General features: G+C 48.1%; 18 protein-coding genes and 2 riboswitches. Of the genes, 16 read left to right on the top strand and 2 right to left on the bottom strand.

The genetic code is table 11. From position 1 onward, the window contains the following. The first annotated feature begins 133 nt into the window (after positions 1-133). The 10 genes from ACE3K2_RS18535 (at position 134) to sdaAA (ending at position 11,467) form a co-directional block, all read left to right on the top strand. Positions 134-730, top strand: coding sequence for a PDC sensor domain-containing protein (locus ACE3K2_RS18535; RefSeq protein WP_421893360.1), 597 nt, complete (start codon positions 134-136; stop codon positions 728-730). Continuing rightward, positions 628-2,232, top strand: coding sequence for a methyl-accepting chemotaxis protein (locus tag ACE3K2_RS18530; protein ID WP_421893357.1), 1,605 nt, complete (start codon positions 628-630; stop codon positions 2,230-2,232). The genes ACE3K2_RS18535 and ACE3K2_RS18530 overlap by 103 nt, the downstream gene beginning before the upstream one ends. 179 nt (positions 2,233-2,411) lie before the next feature. Beyond that, positions 2,412-3,704, top strand: coding sequence for an arsenic transporter (locus ACE3K2_RS18525; protein WP_421893355.1), 1,293 nt, complete (start codon positions 2,412-2,414; stop codon positions 3,702-3,704). A 579-nt stretch (positions 3,705-4,283) separates the two neighbouring features. Next, a complete protein-coding gene (locus ACE3K2_RS18520; RefSeq protein WP_278297173.1) occupies positions 4,284-5,210 on the top strand; it encodes a phosphate ABC transporter substrate-binding protein in 927 nt (308 codons plus the stop codon). Positions 5,211-5,325: 115 nt separating this feature from the next. Next, the gene (pstC, locus tag ACE3K2_RS18515; RefSeq protein WP_421893351.1) at positions 5,326-6,261 is read left to right on the top strand and encodes a phosphate ABC transporter permease subunit PstC; all 936 of its coding nucleotides are present in this window, start codon (positions 5,326-5,328) and stop codon (positions 6,259-6,261) included. Between the two features lie 2 nt (positions 6,262-6,263). Continuing rightward, entirely contained in the window at positions 6,264-7,151 is an 888-nt protein-coding gene (gene pstA / locus ACE3K2_RS18510; protein WP_421893679.1) for a phosphate ABC transporter permease PstA, read from the top strand. Positions 7,152-7,163: 12 nt separating this feature from the next. Further along, a complete protein-coding gene (gene pstB, locus ACE3K2_RS18505; RefSeq protein WP_253429470.1) occupies positions 7,164-7,919 on the top strand; it encodes a phosphate ABC transporter ATP-binding protein PstB in 756 nt (251 codons plus the stop codon). 191 nt (positions 7,920-8,110) lie between these two features. Next, entirely contained in the window at positions 8,111-9,127 is a 1,017-nt protein-coding gene (locus ACE3K2_RS18500; protein ID WP_421893347.1) for a phosphotransferase enzyme family protein, read from the top strand. A gap of 354 nt (positions 9,128-9,481) precedes the next feature. Continuing rightward, a riboswitch (glycine riboswitch) is annotated at positions 9,482-9,605 on the top strand. Positions 9,606-9,609: 4 nt separating this feature from the next. Then, positions 9,610-9,745: riboswitch (glycine riboswitch) on the top strand. Positions 9,746-9,858: 113 nt separating this feature from the next. Beyond that, complete coding sequence (gene sdaAB / locus ACE3K2_RS18495) at positions 9,859-10,548, top strand: L-serine ammonia-lyase, iron-sulfur-dependent subunit beta (protein WP_421893344.1); 690 nt, start codon at positions 9,859-9,861, stop codon at positions 10,546-10,548. Continuing rightward, positions 10,538-11,467 carry an L-serine ammonia-lyase, iron-sulfur-dependent, subunit alpha gene (sdaAA, locus tag ACE3K2_RS18490; RefSeq protein ID WP_421893341.1) on the top strand — a complete coding sequence of 310 codons (930 nt, stop codon included), beginning with the start codon at positions 10,538-10,540 and terminating at the stop codon, positions 11,465-11,467. Before sdaAB ends, sdaAA begins: the two co-directional genes overlap by 11 nt. Before the next feature lie 139 nt (positions 11,468-11,606). Here sdaAA and ACE3K2_RS18485 read toward each other — a convergent pair whose 3' ends face one another. Next, positions 11,607-13,367 (bottom strand): alpha-glycosidase, encoded by a 1,761-nt coding sequence (locus ACE3K2_RS18485; protein ID WP_421893338.1) that lies wholly within the window; start codon positions 13,365-13,367, stop codon positions 11,607-11,609. A gap of 233 nt (positions 13,368-13,600) precedes the next feature. On the opposite strand from ACE3K2_RS18485, the gene ACE3K2_RS18480 reads away from it, so the two are divergent. From ACE3K2_RS18480 to ACE3K2_RS18460, 5 genes are all read left to right on the top strand, one after another. Continuing rightward, positions 13,601-14,284 carry a response regulator transcription factor gene (locus tag ACE3K2_RS18480; RefSeq protein WP_421893335.1) on the top strand — a complete coding sequence of 228 codons (684 nt, stop codon included), beginning with the start codon at positions 13,601-13,603 and terminating at the stop codon, positions 14,282-14,284. Between the two features lie 26 nt (positions 14,285-14,310). Then, a complete protein-coding gene (locus tag ACE3K2_RS18475) occupies positions 14,311-15,846 on the top strand; it encodes a HAMP domain-containing sensor histidine kinase (protein ID WP_421893332.1) in 1,536 nt (511 codons plus the stop codon). 85 nt (positions 15,847-15,931) lie between these two features. Further along, positions 15,932-16,846 (top strand): ABC transporter ATP-binding protein, encoded by a 915-nt coding sequence (locus ACE3K2_RS18470; protein WP_421893329.1) that lies wholly within the window; start codon positions 15,932-15,934, stop codon positions 16,844-16,846. Next, a complete protein-coding gene (locus tag ACE3K2_RS18465) occupies positions 16,843-17,559 on the top strand; it encodes an ABC transporter permease (RefSeq protein WP_421893326.1) in 717 nt (238 codons plus the stop codon). The genes ACE3K2_RS18470 and ACE3K2_RS18465 overlap by 4 nt, the downstream gene beginning before the upstream one ends. Before the next feature lies 1 nt (position 17,560). Then, positions 17,561-18,295, top strand: a complete 735-nt coding sequence (locus tag ACE3K2_RS18460; protein ID WP_421893323.1) for an ABC transporter permease — start codon at positions 17,561-17,563, stop codon at positions 18,293-18,295. A gap of 257 nt (positions 18,296-18,552) precedes the next feature. On the opposite strand, the gene ACE3K2_RS18455 is transcribed toward ACE3K2_RS18460, so the two are convergent. After that, positions 18,553-19,113: an acyltransferase gene (locus tag ACE3K2_RS18455; RefSeq protein ID WP_091038205.1), complete on the bottom strand. Its 561-nt coding sequence runs from the start codon at positions 19,111-19,113 to the stop codon at positions 18,553-18,555. Positions 19,114-19,429: 316 nt separating this feature from the next. Here ACE3K2_RS18455 and ACE3K2_RS18450 point away from each other — a divergent pair, with 316 nt between their 5' ends. Continuing rightward, positions 19,430-22,138 (top strand): PAS domain S-box protein, encoded by a 2,709-nt coding sequence (locus tag ACE3K2_RS18450; RefSeq protein ID WP_421893319.1) that lies wholly within the window; start codon positions 19,430-19,432, stop codon positions 22,136-22,138. Positions 22,139-22,174 lie beyond the last annotated feature (36 nt).

Below are 22,174 nucleotides of genomic sequence, written 5' to 3'. Positions count from 1 at the left end.
CTTGTTTGGCGTGTCTGCACATTTTTCTCTCAAATAAATCCTCTCATTTAGCCGATATATAAGATAAGCCTTTTAGAGTGTTCCATACATAAAAAGAAAGAGGGCATTTTTATATTTAGAGGGGGAGAAAGACATGAGTGAAACTCAGAATACTAAACCAATGAAAGCGGCGAAACCTGCCAAACCAAAACATAATCAAAATAAAAAGAAGAAGAAAAAGAAAGGTTTTGTCTGGAATATAAGGAACAAACTATTGGTCTCCTTCTTGGTCGTTCTGCTTCTGCCAAGCTTGGCGATCGGCTTGATCACCCTAACGATGGCTGAAGATGGTGTACAAGGGCAATTAGTGGATAGTGCCATGCAAAGTGTGAGTACTGCCAATACAATTGTAGAAAGCCAAATGAATAACAAGATTCATGATATTAACTATTTCGCGGATGTCCTTGATCCGAGCCTGGTCAAAGGGGAGAACGATAGTCTCGAGCTTCAGTTGAAGCTGGAGCAATATCTGGGCTTGCATCCCGATGCCATGAACATTTTTGTAGGGACAACAGACGGAATCATGGTTCGAGGGAAACCAACAGCGAGCAGCACACGAGGAGATGCATATGATCCTAGGGAGCGGGAGTGGTACAAACTAGCAATGGAAAAGCCCCGGGTACAGCGGTTGTATCAGCTGTGTCTGTTAATACCGATGGCGTTGCCGTTGTATTTATCTCCAAAACATTAAAAGACCAATCTGGTGTTGTCGGTTTGTCTCTGGATCTGACTGATCTTCAAGAGCAGGCATCCATTAAGGTGGGTAAAGAAGGCTACGTCATTATTATGGATGCAAACAAAAATTATGTCGTATCCCCTGTAGCAGATGCGGGTACACAGGAATCTAGCGGTTTGCTGGATGAAATGTATGAGGGTAAAGAAGGTCAATTCGATTACGTTTACAACAATCAGCCGAAAATGATGATCTTTTCAACCAATGAAGCAACGGGCTGGAAAATTGCCGGCACGATGTTCAAAAGTGAAATAACCAATGCGAGTAAGGATATTCGCATGGCCACATTTATTGTTATTCTTGCGGCCACATTCCTTACACTCATCTTTATTATCTGGTTTACACGTTCCATGCTGCGTCCAATTAAACGATTGCAGGAATCTGCCAGAGCGGTGAGCAAAGGTGACTTGACCGTGAAAATGGAAACAGGGCGTAAAGATGAAGTAGGGGAACTGGCGAAGTATTTTGAACGTATGGTCGATAACCTGCGGATGATGATTCTTGGTGTACAGGAAACGACAGAGCAAGTATCGGCTTCTTCTCAAGAGTTGTCTGCCAGTGCAGAACAAACCACCAAAGCGATTGAGCATTCAACACAGGCCATTCAGGAACTGGCCGAAGGTGCTGAACAGCAGGTAAACAGTGTGAAAGACGGATCGGGACAGATGAGCCGAATGGCAGAAGATGTCCGGATGATGTCAGAGCGTGTGCAATCAATTACGGCGAATATGCGGAATACATCCGGAGCGGCTTCTTCTGGTAATGAGGCAGCAGGACAAGCTGTGGAGCAGATGAACAGTATCCAGGAAACGGTGGAGCAGCTGGGAAGTGTGGTTCAATCTCTGAATGCCCGTTCCGTTGAGATTGGTAGCATGGTGGATGTCATTGCATCCATCTCCAAACAAACAAACTTGCTCGCATTGAATGCGTCTATTGAAGCGGCAAGAGCAGGGGATGCGGGTCGTGGATTTGCAGTTGTAGCCGGTGAGGTACGTAAACTGGCAGAAGAATCCGGAAGCTCGGCAGCGCAGATCGGTGAGGTCGTTCATAATATCCGTCAGGACATGGATGCCGCTCTAATCGCCATGAATGCAGCGCAGACTCGGGTGGGAGAAGGGATTCAGGCCGTGAATACGTCTGGACAATCCTTTGCTCAGATTCGGGAGGCGGTGGCAGATGCGGTCCATACATTGGATGACTTGTCCGCAACAACGAAACAACTGGAGAGTGGGGCTTCCCACGTTGCCAAGGCGATGAGTGATATTTCGAATGTGACCCAGGAATCGGCTGCGAATACAGAATCCGTGTCTGCATCTTCGCAAGAACAACTGGCATCGGTAGAAGAGATTGCATCATCGTCTGCACATCTGAACAGTATGGCAGAACAATTGCAAGGATTGCTTGGCATGTTCAAGATGGTGGAGGATACGCCGAAGGATAAGGGCAAGAATAAATCCTAACATTTTAACACCACAATTTACCGCACGTTTTATAATAGAAGAAAATAAAGATAGACAATGTTCCTGTAGCCCTGTATAAATATATCGTCTGGTTATTCCGCGCATATAGCGGTGAAATCTTACAATATAAGATCGAATTAACGAATAATATATTGATACAGGGTACAGCAGGAGGCTTTATGGTATACGTAGCAATACTGATTTTTGTAGTGACAATCACCTTGGTAATCTGGCAACCTCGTGGGTTGGGTATCGGTTGGACAGCTTCGGGTGGGGCATTACTTGCCCTGTTGTGTGGAGTCGTCAGCTTGAACGATGCCTCGGATGTGGCATCCATTGTATGGAATGCAACGCTGGCTTTTGTTGGTATTATTATGATTTCTCTCATTCTCGATGAGACAGGTTTCTTCGAATGGGCTGCCCTTCATATGGCAAGGCTGGCTGGAGGAGATGGTCGCAGACTGTTTTTCTACTCCATTCTGCTGGGAGCCGCAGTGTCCGCCTTATTTGCAAATGATGGTGCAGCGCTTATACTGACACCGATTGTGTTGGCGATGGTGCGCGCATTGAAGTTTGATGAGCGAATGGTGCTGGCTTTTGTAATGGCGAGTGGATTTATCGCTGATACCACGTCGTTACCGCTAGTTGTTAGCAATCTGGTTAACATCGTGTCCGCCGATTTCTATGGCATTACATTCGTGGAATATGCGGTACGTATGGTCGTACCGAATCTGTTCTCGATATTAGCGAGTACGGGGATGCTGTTCTTGTTTTATCGCAAAAGCATACCTCAGCGCTATGACATCTCTCTGGCACGTGATCCGAAGGAAGCAATACGTGATCCGCGAATGTTCCGAATTGCCTGGTTCATGCTTGGACTGTTATTGGTGGCTTACGCATCGAGTGAGTTTCTGCCGATTCCGGTATCGGTTATCGTTGGTTCCGTTGCGTTGCTGTTCGCCTTGCTGGCACGCAAGAGCGAGGCTGTTGATTTGAAACGGGTCATCAAGGAAGCACCTTGGTCGGTTGTAGTGTTCTCCGTGGGCATGTACATTGTTGTATATGGACTGCGTAATGCAGGGTTAACGGATCATCTCAGTCGCTGGCTGGATGCCATAGCAGAGCATGGTCTACTGGCTGCTTCGCTCGGGATGGGCATCATCGCTGCAGTATTGTCATCGGTGATGAACAACCTGCCGACCGTGTTGATTAACCTGCTAGCCATCCAGGGCGCACATACCGAAGGTATCATTCAAGAAGCATTAATCTATGCCAATGTCATTGGTTCCGATCTGGGTCCCAAGATGACCCCGATTGGATCTCTTGCCACATTGCTGTGGCTGCATGTGTTATCCCGCAAAGGTGTGAAGATTACATGGGGGTATTATTTCAAGGCAGGCATCATCCTGACCATTCCCACCTTGTTAATTACGCTAGCCGGGTTGGCATTGTGGTTATGGATTCTGGGTTAGAAAAAGTAGTTTTGCATTAAAAGTATCTGATTCATTTAATGTAATGGAAAAGACGGCTCTCTTCGCTGCCTCGCAGCTGGTGCTATGCACTGGCGGCGAGGCAGTTTTTTGTTTCCTACTTTTGTACCTTCTTATAGAAGAAACAGATTTTCTTGCTCTATCAAAGAATCAACAAAGAAATTTACGTAAGGCCAGCCCATTGTAGGGCTGGCCTTCTTTGCCTACCTCCCAGGCTAATCTTTGAAATGCCTGAGATCCAACGAGCGCTGACACAGCGAAGGGAACGGAACGATTGTGGAAAAGCGAAGCGTTCGCCTTTATCCACGGATGTATTCCTTGGGAATAGTAAATCATATAGATCCGGGGATAACAGCGATTGAAACAACGTCCGTTACCGAAGCGCCCACTTCAGCGCAATTTGTCTCAGATAAATTTCAAGACACAGCCGATATTTTTAACATTGCGTTTACAAAACACTGATTTTAAGATGACATACCGAAACTACAATGAGTAAAGAGTTGATGGTGAACAAACAAATTCACAAAACGCCATCACTACATTGGGGGAGGAAAACAAAACATGTTTAAAAAGTTGCCGTTTATTTTGATGACCTTAACGTTCGTACTGGTACTCGCAGCATGCGGATCGAAAAATGACGCTGGTACAGAGGGTGCCGCAAGCAATGGATCAGGAGAAGCTGCTACTGAGCTTAGCGGTAACATTCTGGCAGTCGGATCGACAGCATTGCTACCTCTGGTAGAACAAGCTGGACAGAAATTTATGGCAGTTGATGAATATAAGAACGTAACGGTTCAAGTTCAAGGTGGCGGTAGTGGTACTGGTTTGACACAAGTATCTGACGGACAAGCTACAATCGGTAACTCTGATGTATTTGCAGAAGAGAAGCTGGAGGACGAAGCCAAAGTAAAAGAACTGGTTGATCATCAGGTAGCTGTAGTCGCTATGGCGCCAGTTAGCAACAAAGATGCAGGTGTAGAAGGTTTGACGAAGCAACAACTGGTCGACATTTTCTCCGGTAAGGTGACAAACTGGAAAGACGTTGGTGGCGCGGATCAAGCAATTGTTATTGTAAACCGTCCGAGCAGCTCCGGTACTCGTGCGACTTTTGAGAAGTATGCATTGGGTGCAAAAATGGATGATATCCAAGGTTCGATTCAAGAAGATTCTTCTGGTAACGTTAAAAAATTGGTAGCTGAAACGCCAGGTGCTATTGGTTACCTTGCCCTGTCTTACTTGGATGACAGCTTGCAAGTGTTGAAATACGAAGGTGTCGAAGCAACTGTGGAGAACGTAGAAGCAGGAACTTATCCAGTGTGGGCTTACGAGCACATGTACACCAAAGGTGAGCCGGATGCAGCAACAAAAGCGTTCCTGGACTACATCCTGAGTGACGAAGTTCAACAAAATGACGTGACCGAACTTGGATACATTCCAATGTCAGGTATGAAAGTAAAACGCGATGCAGCAGGTAACGTGGTTGAGTAATCTTTGAACTTGCGCATACAGCGAAAGAGGCGGACTTAGGTCCCGCCTCTTTACGCGGTTTGCTCTGAAATAATCCCATATTTTGCATTAATTCTACTATAGAAGGATGGTTGTTATGGAACAGACCGAAGGGGGAACGGTAATGAATAACAAGTTGAAACCGCGCCGGCCCTTAAAAGAGAAACATTATTGGGAAGAGTGGACGGGACGGATCTATACGTCGATTTGTGTCGTTTTCCTGATCGTTGTCATGTTTTCCATCGTTTATTTTGTAGCGTCCAAGGGACTATCAACATTTTTCACAAATGGAATAAGCATAAGTGAATTTCTGGGTGGGAAAACGTGGAATCCTACGGGAGAACCTGCCTTCTACGGGGCATTGCCGTTCATCACCGGTTCTTTCATCACAACCTTGCTTGCAGCATTAATCGCGAGCCCGCTTGGTTTGTGTGCAGCACTCTTTATGACTGAGATTGTCCCGGGTAAAGGGAAAAAGATCTTGCAGCCTGCGATTGAGCTTTTGTCAGGAATTCCGTCCGTTGTGTACGGATTTATCGGTCTGAGTGTCATTGTACCTTTGTTACGTAGTATCTTTGGTGGAACAGGCGTCGGGATTGCAGCCGGATGTCTTGTTCTCGCGGTAATGATTCTTCCTACGGTGACAAGTATTATGGCAGATGCGTTGTCCGCGTTGCCAAAAGGATTGCGTGAATCCTCCTACGCACTGGGCGCCACTCGCTGGCAAACCATCTACCGTGTCATTATTCCAACGACGTTACCAGCTTTGTTGACAGGTGTCGTTCTGGGTATGGCTCGTGCTTTTGGTGAAGCACTTGCTGTACAGATGGTTATCGGTAATGCACCGCATGTTCCAACATCCTTGCTCGAATCAGCTTCAACATTAACAAGTGTAATTACACTCAGCATGGGTAATACCACGATGGGTTCCGTTCATAACAATGCACTGTGGAGTATGGCGCTTGTCCTGTTGGTGATGACCTTTGTCTTCGTCATTCTGGTTCGCCTGCTTGAAAGGAGAAACCGGGTATGAAAATGAAGGCAAAAACGGTAGATAAAATTGCAACATCCGTTATCGTTGTATTGGCCCTGTTCATTGTTATGTTATTGCTCGGTCTGCTTGGCTTCATCATGTATAGAGGCATTGGACATATTAGCTGGAACTTCCTGACGAGCGCACCACAGTTGCTCAAGGGCGGCGGCGGGATTGGTCCACAGCTCTTTAACTCGGTATTCTTGCTTATCTTGACATTACTCGTTACCATTCCACTCGGATGGGGCGGCGGAATTTACATGGCGGAATACGCCAAACCAGGCAAGATCACCAGCTTCATTCGTCTGGTCGTTGAAGTGTTGTCATCATTCCCGTCCATCGTTATTGGTTTGTTTGGTCTCTTGTTGCTGGTAAATCAATTTGGTCTTGGTTTCTCTCTGATCTCGGGTGCCTTGGCTCTGGCGATCTTTAACTTGCCACTGATGGTGCGTACAACAGAGCAGGCCTTCCGGGCCGTTCCGAAAGAACAGAAGGAAGCCGGTCTGGCGCTTGGACTGTCCAAGTGGAAAATTATCACTTCCATTCTGCTGCCCGTGGCATTGCCGAGCTTGATTACAGGTACGATACTGGCATCGGGCCGGATCTTTGGTGAAGCAGCCGCGCTGATGTTTACCGCAGGTATGAGTAGTCCACCGTTGGACTTTACAGATTGGAATCCGACGAGTCCAAGATCACCGCTTAATCCTTTCCGTCCGGCAGAGACACTTGCTGTCCATATCTGGAAAGTGAATAGTGAAGGCATTGGGCCAGATTCCAAAGAAGTGGCAGCAGGGGCATCCGCCGTGCTTGTCATTCTCGTGCTGGCGTTCAATCTGAGTGCACGCTGGATCGGTCGGGTTGTATTCCGCCGCATGACAGCTTCGAAATAAGGAGGAACCAACATGGCCATACCTTTTGGTACGGAACAGTTAAGCATATATTATGGACATTTCCAGGCGGTTAAGCAGATTAGCCTGACGTTTCCTGAAGCAAGCGTAACGGCTCTTATTGGGCCGTCTGGTTGCGGTAAATCCACGTTCCTTCGGTCACTCAACCGGATGAATGACGAGATTGCCGGTTCCCGTACAGAGGGACATATCTGGATGGATGGTAACGATCTGAATGAGCCCGGAACCGATGTAATCAAGCTTCGTCAGAAGATTGGCATGGTATGGCAGAAGCCCAATCCTTTTCATAAGTCCATCTACAACAATATCGCGTTTGGCCCCCGCTACCGTGGTACAAAGAGTAAGAAGGCACTGGATGAAATTGTGGAAAAAAGCTTGCGTCGTGCTGCGCTCTGGGACGAAGTGAAAGACAGGCTGAACGAGTCGGCTCTGTCTCTCTCGGGTGGACAACAGCAGCGTCTGTGTATCGCCCGCGCCTTGTCTGTTGATCCGCAGATTCTGCTGCTCGATGAGCCTGCATCTGCGCTTGACCCGGTATCTACGGGTAAAGTTGAAGAATTGATTACCGAGCTCAAGAAGGAGCTGCGGATCGTTATTGTTACCCATAACATGCAGCAGGCGGCACGCATCTCGGATTATACAGCTTATTTCTATCTGGGAAGCATGATTGAGCACGGGGATACGGAGCATATTTTCACGAACCCCGACAATCGTCTGACGCAAGAATACATTATGGGCCGTTTTGGTTAATTGGATCATGGAGTGTCACATAGAGCAATAGACAGAGAGATTAAGAAATAATAGAGACAAAAAGCACAATGCCTGGACGGTTGTTCGGGGGTTGTGCTTTTTTAATTTGATATTGGAAAAATTTGCTGTGTGTAAAACAATCATGCTACGATATTCAGTACAAAGAGAACGCTTACATCACTTCGGAGGAGATGTTGACAATCACTACCAATCAGAGGTCTTACGACCATATGGCGGCTGAGATCATCAAGAACTATAGCATGGAGAAACCTGTCGTTTCCTATATTCGCCACAATGAGAATCTGACGTATCATGTCGTTGATGAAGCAAGCGGGCAGAAGTATCTGCTGCGTATCCATCAAGCCGCATATGCAAGCATGACAGGCATTCAGCACACATCTCCTGCGCTGGAGGCAGAGATGAACCTGCTCCATGAGTTAAATGCAACGACATCATTACACGTACAGCATCCGGTACGTAATGTATCAGGAGATTGGATCACGTTATGGAGAAGTGAGGAAGGGAAAGAGATCTGTTGTACAGTACTGGAGTGGATTGAGGGTAGGGACATCCAGCAGGGAGAACGGCTGGCAACGGAGCAGATCATTGACCTGGGTGTTCAACTGCAGACGCTTCATCAATATGGGCGTGTACAGAATCAGACAGATCGAACGAAGGTACGGCCGGCATATGGCAATAGCCATGAGAACTTGGTCATGCTAGGGCAGCTGGAGGAAGGTGTCCGACGGGGGATTTTTACAACAGAAGACTTTGATCTGCTTCGTGAGACGTTTGAGAACATTAACAAGCAGCTCGCAACGTACCCACAGCACGCGGAGACATGGGGGATCATTCATGGGGATATTACTCGCAACAATCTGCTGATCACGGATCAGGGGATTTCCATGATTGATTTTTGTCTACACGGTTATGGTTATTATCTTTTCGATGCCGGAGGGGCAGCACTGATGTTCAATCGGGAGGAACGTGACATATTCTTATCTGGATACACGAAACAGACCGCACTACTGACGGATCGTGATATCCGATTAATGGAAGGGTTCATGTTGATCTTCACACTGGGTTATTATGCCTTTCAGATGGCAAACGAGTCGAGGCACGAATGGATGAAAGATCGTATGCCGAAGTTATGCAGTAAGTTTTGCAGACCCTATGTACAGAACAAGAGCATCTTCTATGAACTGTGAATACTAATCCAGATGTGCAGATTCGGACGGGTTACAGAGTAGTATGGTGCAAAGTTATGATTGCCTGAATACCCGAACGGTTTCGTGGACAATATCATAAATAATAGTAAGCACATTATTGATTGAAGTAGGATGAAATAACCTGTTTAAAAGATCTTTTTAACGTATCAATGTAATGAAAGCTGACAAAATATTCTGGTTTTCATCGGTTCAATCGAAAATGAAGGAAATACATCCAAAGAAATCGTTACGTTTGTTGACACTGATCTTCCGGTCGATTAATCTTAATGGAGAAGAAATTAATGACTTCCATGACTGTTCTGACATACGCTCAGAATGGTTCCATACAGCGGATGATAACGAGCGGGAGAGACCTGGGTTAGCCGAGCAAAATGGCTAGTGCTAGGCACCGAAGGAGCAAGCTGCTGCGCACCCGGCACAGTGGTTAATCTCTCAGGTAAATGTACCATCGTTGGACGCAGCTCTGGAGAGTGCGCGAACTGCGCCACCCAAGGGGTATATGATCAGTGAGCCTGGTGAACTTGTCTGTAATCACAGGCAATGCACCCTGTCGAGAGACACTGCTGATCGTGAAACTCTCAGGTATCGAGGACAGAGAGAGGGCCTTTGGGCCTTCTTCTGTCCTTTTTTGATGTCATCATTCAGTAAAAAAGGAACATTAAGGCATGGAATCTGGATGTAAATGACGAATACAATTGGAGGGTTACAAGGTGCGATTTAAAGATGTTTTCTCAATTATTGGGCCGTCGATGACGGGGCCTTCAAGTTCACATACAGCTGGAGCAGCAAGGCTGGGAAGAATCGCTCGTCAGTGGTTAGGTTGTACGCCTGAACGTGCCCGGCTGACGCTCTACGGTTCATTCGCTGACACGTATCAGGGGCACGGAACAGATCTGGCACTGATCGGCGGTCTGCTGGATTATGTTACAGATGATCCGCGTATCCCGGATGCAGAGCAATACGCAGAAGAAGCGGGTATGGAGGTTGAGTTTTATACAAGCGGCCTGCCTGCTCCTCATCCGAATACCGTCAAAATTGAATTGTGGCATGGAGAACGTGCCTGCTCCTTGATTGGTGCTTCCATTGGTGGTGGCAGTGTATCGGTGCATGCGATGAATGATTTTCGTGTTCAGATTAGTGGTGAGTTTCCGACACTTGTTCTGCGCCATGCGGACAAAGCAGGAGTGCTGGCCTCGGTAACGTCAACCATCAGTTCATCCGGGGTTAACATCGGGTATATGCAGGTGGATCGGAAAGCCCGTGATGGCGAAGCGCTGACCGCGATGGAAATGGATGGGGCGCCTAATCCCGAGATGCTCCAACGTCTAAAGGAGCTGGACCATGTGCTGGACATTCGTGTTATCGATTTGAAGAGAGGAGTTAATTCGGATGCGATTTAAACATTTACACGAGCTGAATACGATCTGCACAGCGGAATCCAAAACGATTGCTCAGCTGATGATTGAGGAGCAGGTTCAGGAGACCAATACACCGGAAGCGGATGTTGTGAAGCAGATGTCTGAATATTATCAGGTGATGAAGGAAGCGGTACGTAAAGGGTTAACGGAAGATACAACATCACGCAGTGGATTAACGGGTGGAGACGGTAAAAAAATGGCCGAGTACATTCGCAAGGGTGAGACTTGCTCAGGAGATGCTTCTGCACTTGCCATGGCGTATGCCCTGTGTGTATCTGAAGTGAATGCCTCCATGGGCCGCATTGTGGCAACACCAACAGCAGGTTCCTGCGGCATTATCCCCGGTGTGTTTATTAGCTCACAGGAGCGATTTGGCTGGACGGACGAACATTTGGTGAACGGGTTGTTCTGTGCAGGAGCGATTGGTTATGTTATTGCCAACAATTCATTTATCTCGGGTGCCGAAGGTGGTTGTCAGGCAGAAGTGGGTTCCGCGATCGGGATGGCTGCGGGTGCCATGGTTGAACTGCGTGGAGGTACACCGGAACAGGTCGTTCATGCGGTAGGCTTGGCGTTAAAAAATACACTGGGCCTGATCTGCGATCCAGTCGCAGGCCTCGTTGAGATTCCGTGCATCGTCCGTAACGGACTGGGTGCAGTTACGGCGCTGGCTGCGGCTGACATGGCCTTGGCCGGAGTGCGTAGCGCCATTCCGTCAGATGAAGTCATCGGCGTCATGCTGGAAGTAGGCAGTGCGATGCCAAGCCGCCACCGGGAGACAGCCCAAGGCGGACTGGCCCAGACACCAACAGGCCGTAAAATGATGCAAAAGCTGGCTAAACCAAAGGCAAAGCGTGCAGAGCCTGAGCCAGAGTCGAAGCCTGCGGATTCCACCGAGTGATATTATGATGTATAACGGCAATACAAAAACAAGCGTCCACGAACCGAATCCGGGTTCTGTAGGACGCTTGTTTTATGCCGCCAAATGATACGAAGCTTGGTTACTTATAAGTGACTTCAGATGTTTGTGTAGTATGAATCTAGTTCTGGCCCACAGCCGTACTCAGTACGGCATATCCATACGCAGGCAATTCAATGGCAAGCACACCATCTTCCTTGGCGGTACGATGGTTTCCGTCGAACAGCTCGGTCCATTCCCCGTCACCGGCCTCCAGTTCGACAATAGCCGTCTCTTCTGATCGATTGAACAGAATCAGAATGCGTTCCTCTTCATTCTGCCGCTCAAATACCAGTTGGCTGCCATTGGGACGAGCCTGAAGGAAACGAACAGTACCTTCTGAACGCAGGGCAGGATGAGCATGACGCAGGGAGATCAGTTTCTGATAAAAGTCGAGCAGCTCCCGGTCCTGCTTCGCTTCATCCCACTCCATGCATTTCCGGCAGCCCGGATCATGCTCGCCGACCATGCCAATCTCGTCTCCGTAATAGATGCACGGAGCGCCCATGTAACTGAACTGGAATAACGCAGCCAGCTTCATTTTGCGCTGATCGCCCTCACATAGCGTGAGCAGCCGCGGGGTATCGTGGCTGTCCAGCAGGTTGAATGCCACTTCGCTGGCCTGAAGCGGATAGCGGGATAACTGCCGACCGATGGAGTTCGCGAACTGTTCGGCGTGCATCGTATTTTTTACAAAGAAAGCATTCACGGCATCGGTAAACGGATAGTTCATGGACGCATCGAACTGGTCACCCTGCAGCCAGGCAGAGGACTCATTCCATACTTCGCCCAGAATATAGGCATCCGGATTTGCGTTTTTGACTACACGGCGGAAATCACGCCAGAAGGCATCATCCACTTCATCTGCAACATCCAGCCGCCATCCGTCCGCACCTACTTCCTTGATCCAGTACTCGGCAACCTCCAGCAGATAGGCCTTAACCTCGGCATTCTCCGTATTCAGCTTTGGCATGTGCGCTTCGAAACCGAAGGTCTCATACGTGGGAATGCCGTCCTTCACGTCCAGCGGGAATTCATGTACATGGAACCAATCCTTGTATTTGGACTGTTCTCCGTTCTTCTGCACATCCACAAACGGCGCAAATGTTTTCCCGGAATGATTGAACACAGCATCCAGCAGTACACGAATTCCACGTGCATGGCACAGCTCAACCAGCCGTTTCACGGTATCTGCGTCACCAAAGTGTCGATCTACCCGCAGGTAGTCTTCGGTATCGTATTTGTGATTGGTGGTGGCTTCGAAGATGGGTGTGAAGTAGATCGCATTAATGCCAAGATCACTGATGTAATCCAGATGGTCGATCACGCCCTGAAGGTCACCGCCGAAGAAGTTAAAAGGTGTCGGCTCGCCACCCCACGGCTCCACATTATCCGGACTAATATCCGGGTTGCCGTTCGCGAATCGTTCCGGGAAAATCTGATAGAACACGGCATCCTTAACCCATGCAGGGGGTGTGAATACAGCTCCAGCATGAATATAAGGGAACTGGAACATGCGACCCGGGTCATCCGGTTCTTCTTCCTGGAAGTCCGTCTCGGTCATCCAGGTCTGTTCGTCTCCACTTTTGAGTAGAAAAGAGTACTTGAGTCGGTGGTAGGGAGGTTTCACCTCTCCCTCGTAATAATCGAACATGGAGTCAGAGGTGAACTTTGTTAAGGGAACCAGCGCTTTGGTTGCATCCCAGGCATATTTGTCTCCGGTCAGGGCATGTACCTCGGTCAGATCATTTTTTTTGGCACGCAGGCGCAGGTGGATTGTATCTTGGTCATAGGCATAAGCCCAGTTCCGTTTTGGTTGATGATAGATGGCTTCCAGCAGCATAATGAAATTCCTCCCGTCAGGTGTAGAACTGATATGTACTTGGTAGACTTGATTGATATAACATTCCCCACGTTAATGGATAAGTTATAATTAGCATGTGTGGTAACGTGAAGGGCTTCAGCATGGTTTCAACAAGAGATAGGTCCATAGGTCATCAACGTATAGACTGTTTATATGATGGTGCTCAGATATATCATTAACCCAATGGGGGCGGAAAGGAAACGAATATTTGGATGAAAACCAAACTGTTATACATTGAAGATGATACGGAAATTGCAACTTGGGTCAGAGCTGATCTGGAGGAACGCGGTTATGAAGTGGTGTGGCTTGGCAGTGGTGACGGTGCAGCGGAGGCTGCTGTTGGTTGCTCACTCATTATTCTGGATGTCATGCTGCCCGGGCTGGATGGATTTACGGTGGGTCAACGATTGAAAAAGGAACATCCCGCCCTACCCATTGTCATGCTCTCAGCCAGAACGTCCATTGACGACAAGTTGCACGGTCTCGATTTTGCCGATGACTATGTAACAAAACCATTTCACCCCGATGAACTGGCTGCGCGAATTGAGGTCCAACTGCGGAAGGCAGGGACAGCCGTATCCTCCGATACAGCTCTGAGGCTGGATCATCTCTCCATCTATGAGAAGGACAACCGAATCGTCAATGAAGAGACGGGGGATGAGATTATTTTATCGGGAAAACAGTTCCACATCTTCGCCTACCTGCTACGGCATATGGGCATGATTCGAACCAAAGAGCAGATCTATGAAGCTGTCTGGAACGAGCCCTATCTGGATGGAGATAAAACTTTAATGGTACATATTCGACATCTGCGCGAAAAGCTGGAGCTTGATCCGGCCAATCCGGTCGTTATTCAGACGGTCCGCGGTGTGGGATATCGTGTGAAGAAGCCATGATCCGGTGGTTCAGAGAAAGGAAGATCATGAAGGAAGAGCGGAAGGCAGAACGAGGCATGGATCAAAAGCAATCCGGGCGGCGCAAGCTACGCTTTGGACGGTCCTTGATGTCCAGATACATCATCCTGATCCTGGCGGCAGTATTATTCGTGCCCGTCGTTCTTCCGATCATATCCATTCTATATGTTGTCGTAGTGAATAACACGAATCCGAATCAAGCGGCACCTTATGGTGACGTTACCCGAATCAGTAACCTCTGGTCGCGTGAAGCCAAGAAGCTGGATGGAGCTTCGGATGAAGAGATTAAGGACCGGCTGGAGCAATTACATGCATCGTATCCCAAATCCTCCATGTATCGTGTGAATGCGAGCGGTGATACGGTCTTTATTCTTGGTGGTGAAGATGTAACGCTGGTACAATCCACGTCAGCAGATGGCAAGGCTGATACGACATTGAAGTGGCTGTTGGATTCCGGGAAAACGGCAGAGACCCGAATTCCTGCAGCATGGAATGCAAACAATACCGTGCAATTCATGAAAGAAGCTTCCTATCGTGATCCACTAACTGTAGTTGCATATATAGGCGGAAATGAACAGGACAGAGGACAGGGCTTCATGATTATTGAGGTGCCTCGATCGCTTTTGCAAAAGACACAGAGCAATTGGCCAATGGAACTTTTATATCTTGGCGTTGTCATGATTATCATCTTCATGATTTTCATTCTTATGTCGATTCTCTTCTTCGCGCGCATTCGCAAACGACTTATTCGTTTGCAGACGGCGATGATGACCACAGGAAAAGAAGGCATCCCGCTTCCGGTGGATATCCGCCGGTCAGATGAGATTGGTCAACTGGAGGAGTCATTTAACCAAATGGTGCATCAACTATCCGCCAGCCGCCAGCGTGAACGCGAGGAAGAGCAATTGCGTAAACGTCTCATTGCCGGGCTCTCCCACGATCTGCGCACCCCGCTAACGGTGATTCGTGGACATATGCATGCGTTGCACAAGGAAGCGCTGAGCGAACAAGGCGACAGTTCATTACATCGCATGGAAGCAAAGATGGAGGATCTCGGCGGGCTCATTGACAATATGTTATCCTACAATTTGCTCACGAGCGGGAAATATACGCTGAAGCTGGAAGAGAAAGATATGCTGCGTATTGTCAGGGAAACGGCGGCGGCCTGGTATCCGGTCTGGGAGAAAGAGCAATTCGAAATTGATATTGACCTGCCGGAGGAACCGCTGATCTGGCATATGGATGAACAGGGCATGCGCCGTATAATCGATAATCTGTTCCAAAACGTGATCCGTCATGCCGCCAGCGGGAAATATATTGGCATATCAACCCGGGAGATTCAGGGTGAGACGGCTATCGTTATTCAGGATCGCGGTCCGGGAATGCAACAGGATTCCGACACCAAAGGCACAGGTCTGGGTTTATCCATTGTAGACCTGTTAATTCGTGAGATGGGACTGCGCAAGCGGGTAGACAGTTCCGATGGGGGTGTCCGGACATATATTTACAGTGGTAAGGGACGTAAGGATTCAACCAACCGCTGAGATCACTTTTTTAAACTAAACTTAAACTGCAGACTACCTTGGCTTTAACCTTGGAAGGTTACGATAGTTCCGAGGTGATCATACAGTGAGTGAAAATATTATTCAAACCGCTAATCTATGGAAGACATACCGGGACCGTGCAGCGGTCCGTGAACTTGATCTGCATATTAAAAAGGGAGATATCTACGGCTTCCTCGGTCCCAACGGTGCCGGAAAAACAACTACGATTCGCATGCTTCTTGGCTTGATTAAACCAACCAAAGGTGTGATCCGTGTCTTTGACAAGGATATTCGCAAGGAGCGCATGGACATTTTGCGTCGTGTGGGCTCACTGGTTGAATACCCGTCCTATTACGGACATCTGAACGCAGTAGAGAATCTGGAGACCTTGCGTCGCATCATCAATGTACCAAAGTCAAGAATTGCTGAAGTGCTGTCCATTGTAGATCTGACCAAGGATGCCAAACGTTCAGTGAAGGGGTATTCCCTTGGGATGAAACAACGTCTGGGGATTGCCAGCGCTTTGCTGGGTGAACCGGAACTGCTGATTCTGGACGAACCAACAAATGGACTTGATCCGGCAGGTATTCAGGAGATTCGGGAACTGATCAAACGCATGCCCTTGGAACATGGCATCACCGTACTCGTTTCTAGCCACTTGCTGAGTGAAGTCGAGCAGATGGCAAGTCGTGTCGGTATTATCCGTGAAGGCAAGATGGTGCTTCAGGATACCATCGCGAGTCTGCATAGTCAGACGGGTAGCTCGATCCGGTTAACGGTTTCCGAGCCGGAAGAGGCCATGAAGCTGGCAAGAGAGCAGGGGCAATTCGGTCAGCGACAAGGTTCTGCGTTAACGTTCCCTTATATGGATAACCCTTCGGTTGCGCTGCTTGTGCGCCGATTGATTGAACAGGATCATGACGTGTATCGTGTAGAGGAACAGCGTCAGTCGCTGGAGGATCTGTTCATGCGGGTCATTGGCGAGGGGGCTTCCCTATGACCGGGCGTGCATTATCGTCGGACTGGCTCAAGATTCGGGGGAAGGGAATCTGGTTTCTCGTTTTTCTGGCCCCGCTTGGATTGACAGCGATGCAGGCGCTTAATTTTGGTTTGCGGTTGGACTACCTGAAAGAGCAGTATGCCGATAACCTGTGGGGCGGATTGCTCGGCAATGTGGTTGTTTTTGTACCGTTGTCTCTGATGCTGGGAGCAACCATTCTCAGCTCGATGATCGCTAATGTCGAGCATGAACAGGGATCGTGGAAACAGTTGCTGGCGATGCCGATTCCCAGACCGGCCGTGTATCTGGCAAAGTTCCTGCTGGCTTGTCTGCTGCTGGTGATCTCCTGCCTGCTGTTAACCGCAGGAATCGTAGGTCTGGGTCTGGTCCTCGGATTCCCTGCCAGTGAGATCCCTTGGACGCATGCAATCAAGCTGGGACTGTTGCCTTTGGCTGGTGCGCTTCCTGTGTTGTCGTTGGAGTTATGGCTCACGATGGTAAACAAGAATCAGGCGCTTCCCGTCACACTGGGGATTGTTCTCGCAATAACCGGTATGTTCGCACTCAGTATCTCGCCGAACTTTCCACTCGCTTGGGCACAGATGGCCTGGAATGGACCCAATCCATATCTGTATGCAGGCATGGGTGCAGGTCTGGGAATCTTGATTCTGTTGCTGGGTATGGTGCACTTTAGCCGGAAGGATGTGGCCTGATATGAGCTTTGCGACAACCTATTTCCGAATTCTGTCTGCTGAACGGTTGAAAATGGGCAAGTCCCCCATATGGCTCCTGATTCTGTTAAGTCCGCTCATTGCACTGCTCATTGGACTGTTGTCCACTCCATCAGGGAATTGGCAGGTACTGATGGGCACCATGATCTTCCTGCATGGATTACTCCTGTTGCCGATGCTGACTGGCGTGTTTACGTCCTTTGTCTGCCGTTTCGAACATGCAGGAGGAGGGTGGAAGCAGATGCTGGTATTGCCGCTCACACGTTCAGGTGTATATGCAGGCAAACTGACGATTGTACTCATGCTTCTGGCAGGTACACAAGTATTGTTGCTGATGTCCATTCTGCTGGCAGGCATGATCCATGGCATTACGATGCAGATACCCTGGGGATTCCTGATGGGCAAACTGCTGCTTGGGTTGTTGGCCTGTGTACCTCTTGCCGCCCTGCAGATGTTCGTTTCCCTGGTGTGGAGCAGCTTTGCCGCACCGCTTGCGCTGAATTTTGCACTGACCGTGCCAAATATTCTTATCGTAAACTCTGCTACATTTGGGCCGTATTATCCCTGGGCACAACCGATGATTCTGATGACACCTGTGGACGGTGGCGGATTCGGAGCCTACAATGTTCCACTGCTGACAATGCTGGCGGTTGTCGGAGGCAGTGTTGTTATTTTCATAGGAATCGGCATGATGTATTTCGCCAAAAAAGAAATCTGAATAATTAGGGCGTGTCTCAAAACTCGCTGAAGTGCATCTTTCACCCCCTTTTCGCCCCATGCTGCGTCACTTTCCCTTGACGTGCCCCGGCACGCCTGCGGAAAACTTTCTTGCTTGGAACGAAAATTCGGCAAAATCTGCTCCCTTCGGAGTTTTCAGACACGCCCTAGATATATGCCTGGTTATTGTAAGATGAAGATCCTCTTTAAGCAAAACATGCAAAGTTCTGTTGTATGTAGGCTTCTGGAGGATTTTTTCTAATGCCTGACCCACCCGTCATGAATGGTCAGCTCTCGAATGATTTTGGCTGGCGCGCCGGCTACAAGTGTATTCTCAGGTACATCTTTGGTCACCGTGCTTCCTGCTGCCACGACTGCATTCCTGCCAATCGTCACTCCGGGCAGGATGAGCGCGCCTGTACCAATCCAGGCATTATCCTGAATCACAATTCGCTTGGCAGTCTGGCTTCCATCATCCAGTGAATCAATCCGGTGATAAGCACTGTCGAATATGCTTGTTCGAGGACCAATCATGACGTTATTGCCAATCGTCACCTCTACGTTAGCGGCAATCCCCACACCGGCATTAATCATGACGTCATCACCAATGGTTAATCGTGCCCCTTTGACCACGGTTAGCTGGGTTCCCCAAGGTTTACCTATGATGTTAAGCCGCTTTCCTACCTGTAAGTCACCCAATCTATTCAGATACACCTTACCCCTGATTCGTGGCAGCAGGCCCATTGAAGGTTGGATTTTACCAAAGATGGCCAAGCCTCTTAGTTTACCGTAAGCAATTTTAACTCTGTTGGGCAGCATGATTCATCCATCCTCTTCGTCGTCGAAAAACGTTTTATAACGATTATAGCCTTTTTGATACAAAATGTATCGTTAAAGTTGTTACCCATTTGCCAGAATCAACTGGCTTGAACGATTTAAATTCCAAGTATTACATCACACATCATGTGAATTGAATCATAGATTATAAGCAAAATGAGACGAAAATCTGGTAAAATAAAAAAAGTTGTTTCTAGGCAGGCTTACATGGTTATTCGAGGGTAAGCCTATTTCTACGGAACCAAATAATTTCTAAATGTAAAATTAAAGATATTGGCTGAGAAAAGAGGGGTAAGCCTTGGATAATAATAAAACGGAAACCCTGAAGCGCATTATTTCTGAGGGAAGTTCTTACCAATCACTGTTTTTTAACCATCCAGATGGCATTTATGTAATGGACATCCATGGAAATTATATTGATGCTAATCCCTCGGTAGAGCGGATATCAGGATACACATTGGATGACTTGATTCGTATTAATCGGGATCAGCTCTGTCCTCCAGACAGTGAAAATTCACGGAAAAAATATATTAAAGAAGTGCTGGCTGGACGTTCAGTCAGTCATTCCATTACTTTTTATCATAAAGATGGTTCCTTGAAACAGGCAGAGATCACGTATGTGCCTATAACGGATGGAAACGAAGTCGTAGGAATCTATGGTATTGCCAAAGATGTTACTGATATCCTGGAAGTGCAACGTGAGCTTAAGGAGGCACAAGAGAAATATCAGGTGCTGGCTGACCATGCGCAAGATCTGATTACGACTTGTTCTGCGGAGGGAGAGTTGTTATACGTCTCCCCTTCCGTGTACGCCTTGCTCGGTTATAAGCCGGAGGAAGTCACCGGCAAGTCCTTCAAGGATTATTGTTATCCGGGAGATTACCCGGACCCGATGGATCTTTCAAAGATCAGCAATGGCTGCAAGATGCGTGTGTTGCACAAGAAGGGACACTATATCTGGATGGAGACATTGGCGAAGCCTGTGACCGGGGAGAGTGGAAAGAATGTCCAGATTGTAAGCATCAGCAGGGATATTACCCAGCATAAGGATGCGGACAGACGTCTTCGAGAAAGTCGTCAGCGATACAGATCGCTGTTCGAACATAATCCGGCAGCTGTATATTCATTGAATCTGGAAGGCAAGTACAGTGCGGTGAACAGCAAACTTGTGCAAATGTTGGATATTCCGCGTAATAAGCTGATTGGCAAATCGTTTCTGTCTAATCTCGATCCATGCGAAGTGCAATACGGCGAACATTATTTTGCTATGGTGAAGCAAGGCGAACCGCAATATTATGAGACCCGAATCGTCAATTCAAGAGGCCGGAAGATTGAAGTGTCCGTTACCAATGTGCCCATTATCGTGGATAAGGAAATGGTAGGCGTCTATGGAATCGTGTCTGATATTACCGAGCGTAAGGAATACACGGAACGAATTCAGGAACTTAGCAAGCAACATGAGCTGATCCTTAACACGGTGACGGAAGGAATATATGGTTTGGATGCGGATGGAATCACCATGTTTATGAACCCTGCCGCAGCTTCGATGTTCGGTTATGAGGCGCAAGAGTTCATTGGCAAGAACTCACATCCCATTATCCATCACACCCGTGCAGACGGGAGTCATTTCCCAATAGAAGAGTGCCCGATCCACTTGACCGTGTTGGATGGACAGAGACGTTCAATCAAGGAAGATGTATTCTGGCGTAAAGATGGCAGCAGCTTTCTGGTGCAGTATCAGGTGACGCCGATTATTGAACAGGGGCAGATTCAGGGTGCGGTGGTTGTGTTCAATGATGTGACTGGTGAACGTGAAATTGTACGTGCCAAAGAGACAGCTGAGCTCGCAGCTCAGGCCAAGTCAGAGTTTCTGTCGATGGTTAGCCACGAGATCCGCACACCGATGAACGGGATCGTGGGGATGACCGAATTGTTGATCGGTACCGATTTATCGGAAGAACAGCGTGAATATGCCGAGATTATTCAAGATAGCGGTGATGCGCTACTGAACATCCTTAATGATATTTTGGACTTCAGTAAGCTGGAATCCGGGAAAATGGCACTGGCTTATGAACCATTTGCATTACGTAAGATGCTGGAACAGGTTGCCGAACTGTTTAAACCCCGTGCTGATGAGAAACATCTGGAGATCAGATATCGTCTCAATCCAAGCATCCCTGAGTTCATGGTCGGTGACGCCATACGTATCCGGCAGATTCTGGTGAACTTGGTTGGCAATGCGCTTAAGTTCACCGATCAGGGAAGCATTGATGTTACCGTGGATATTATCAAAGGCAGGAAGCCTGAAGATAGCGTTCTTGATTTTGCTGTGCAAGATACGGGAATTGGCATTCCAGCCGACAAGCTGGATCAATTGTTCCAGTCCTTCTCTCAACTGCATCCGGTAATTAACCGCAAATATGGTGGTACAGGGCTGGGACTGGTCATCTCCAAGCGACTTGTGGAGATTATGGGAGGCAGTATCAGTGTCGAGAGTATAGAAGGGGAAGGCTCAACCTTCCGGTTTGCTGTTCCTGCGGCGAGTGTAGATGCTTCAGCAGAACAGACAGCGAGTCAGTTCCATCATGATCGTACACGTCAGAGTGACAAGGTAGCCATGCGAATTCTGGTGGCGGAGGATCATCCAGTGAACCGCAAGATTTTGCGAGAATATCTGGAGAAGCTTGGTTACCACGCAGATGTGTGTACCAATGGCGTAGAAGCGATTGATGCCATCTCTCAGAATGCTTATGATATTGTCCTGATGGATATTCATATGCCGGTGATGGATGGACTTAAGGCGACAGACCTGTTACACCGCCTGATTCCACGGGATCGCATACCTCCAATCATTGCAGTTACAGGCAATGCCAAACGTGAAGATAAGGAAGCCTGTCTGGAGATTGGTATGCGTGACTTTATTAGCAAACCAGTCATGTTGAGTGAGTTGAAGCGGGTGTTACAGCAGTGGGGACCAAGGGACGAACCTCAGCTTGCACCGAATTGAGAACAACAAGCCGGCTTTGAAAAAATACACGCAAAC

This window comes from Paenibacillus sp. (genome assembly GCF_048976745.1).
GTDB lineage: Bacteria > Bacillota > Bacilli > Paenibacillales > Paenibacillaceae > Paenibacillus.
The sequence above is the reverse complement of the archived record's forward strand: the minus strand, read 5'-3'. Positions and strand labels throughout refer to the sequence as shown.

Excerpts from the sequence above, each read along its gene's own strand:
- ACE3K2_RS18520 (WP_278297173.1), top strand. The coding sequence starts at position 4,284 with ATGTTTAAAAAGTTGCCGTTTATTTTGATGACCTTAACGTTCGTACTG.
- pstC (WP_421893351.1), top strand. The coding sequence starts at position 5,326 with ATGGAACAGACCGAAGGGGGAACGGTAATGAATAACAAGTTGAAACCG.
- ACE3K2_RS18480 (WP_421893335.1), top strand. The coding sequence starts at position 13,601 with ATGAAAACCAAACTGTTATACATTGAAGATGATACGGAAATTGCAACT.
- ACE3K2_RS18460 (WP_421893323.1), top strand. The coding sequence starts at position 17,561 with ATGAGCTTTGCGACAACCTATTTCCGAATTCTGTCTGCTGAACGGTTG.
- pstB (WP_253429470.1), top strand. The coding sequence starts at position 7,164 with ATGGCCATACCTTTTGGTACGGAACAGTTAAGCATATATTATGGACAT.
- ACE3K2_RS18535 (WP_421893360.1), top strand. The coding sequence starts at position 134 with ATGAGTGAAACTCAGAATACTAAACCAATGAAAGCGGCGAAACCTGCC.
- pstA (WP_421893679.1), top strand. The coding sequence starts at position 6,264 with ATGAAGGCAAAAACGGTAGATAAAATTGCAACATCCGTTATCGTTGTA.
- ACE3K2_RS18485 (WP_421893338.1), bottom strand. The coding sequence starts at position 13,367 with ATGCTGCTGGAAGCCATCTATCATCAACCAAAACGGAACTGGGCTTAT.
- ACE3K2_RS18465 (WP_421893326.1), top strand. The coding sequence starts at position 16,843 with ATGACCGGGCGTGCATTATCGTCGGACTGGCTCAAGATTCGGGGGAAG.
- sdaAA (WP_421893341.1), top strand. The coding sequence starts at position 10,538 with ATGCGATTTAAACATTTACACGAGCTGAATACGATCTGCACAGCGGAA.
- ACE3K2_RS18525 (WP_421893355.1), top strand. The coding sequence starts at position 2,412 with ATGGTATACGTAGCAATACTGATTTTTGTAGTGACAATCACCTTGGTA.
- ACE3K2_RS18500 (WP_421893347.1), top strand. The coding sequence starts at position 8,111 with ATGTTGACAATCACTACCAATCAGAGGTCTTACGACCATATGGCGGCT.
- ACE3K2_RS18475 (WP_421893332.1), top strand. The coding sequence starts at position 14,311 with ATGAAGGAAGAGCGGAAGGCAGAACGAGGCATGGATCAAAAGCAATCC.
- ACE3K2_RS18455 (WP_091038205.1), bottom strand. The coding sequence starts at position 19,113 with ATGCTGCCCAACAGAGTTAAAATTGCTTACGGTAAACTAAGAGGCTTG.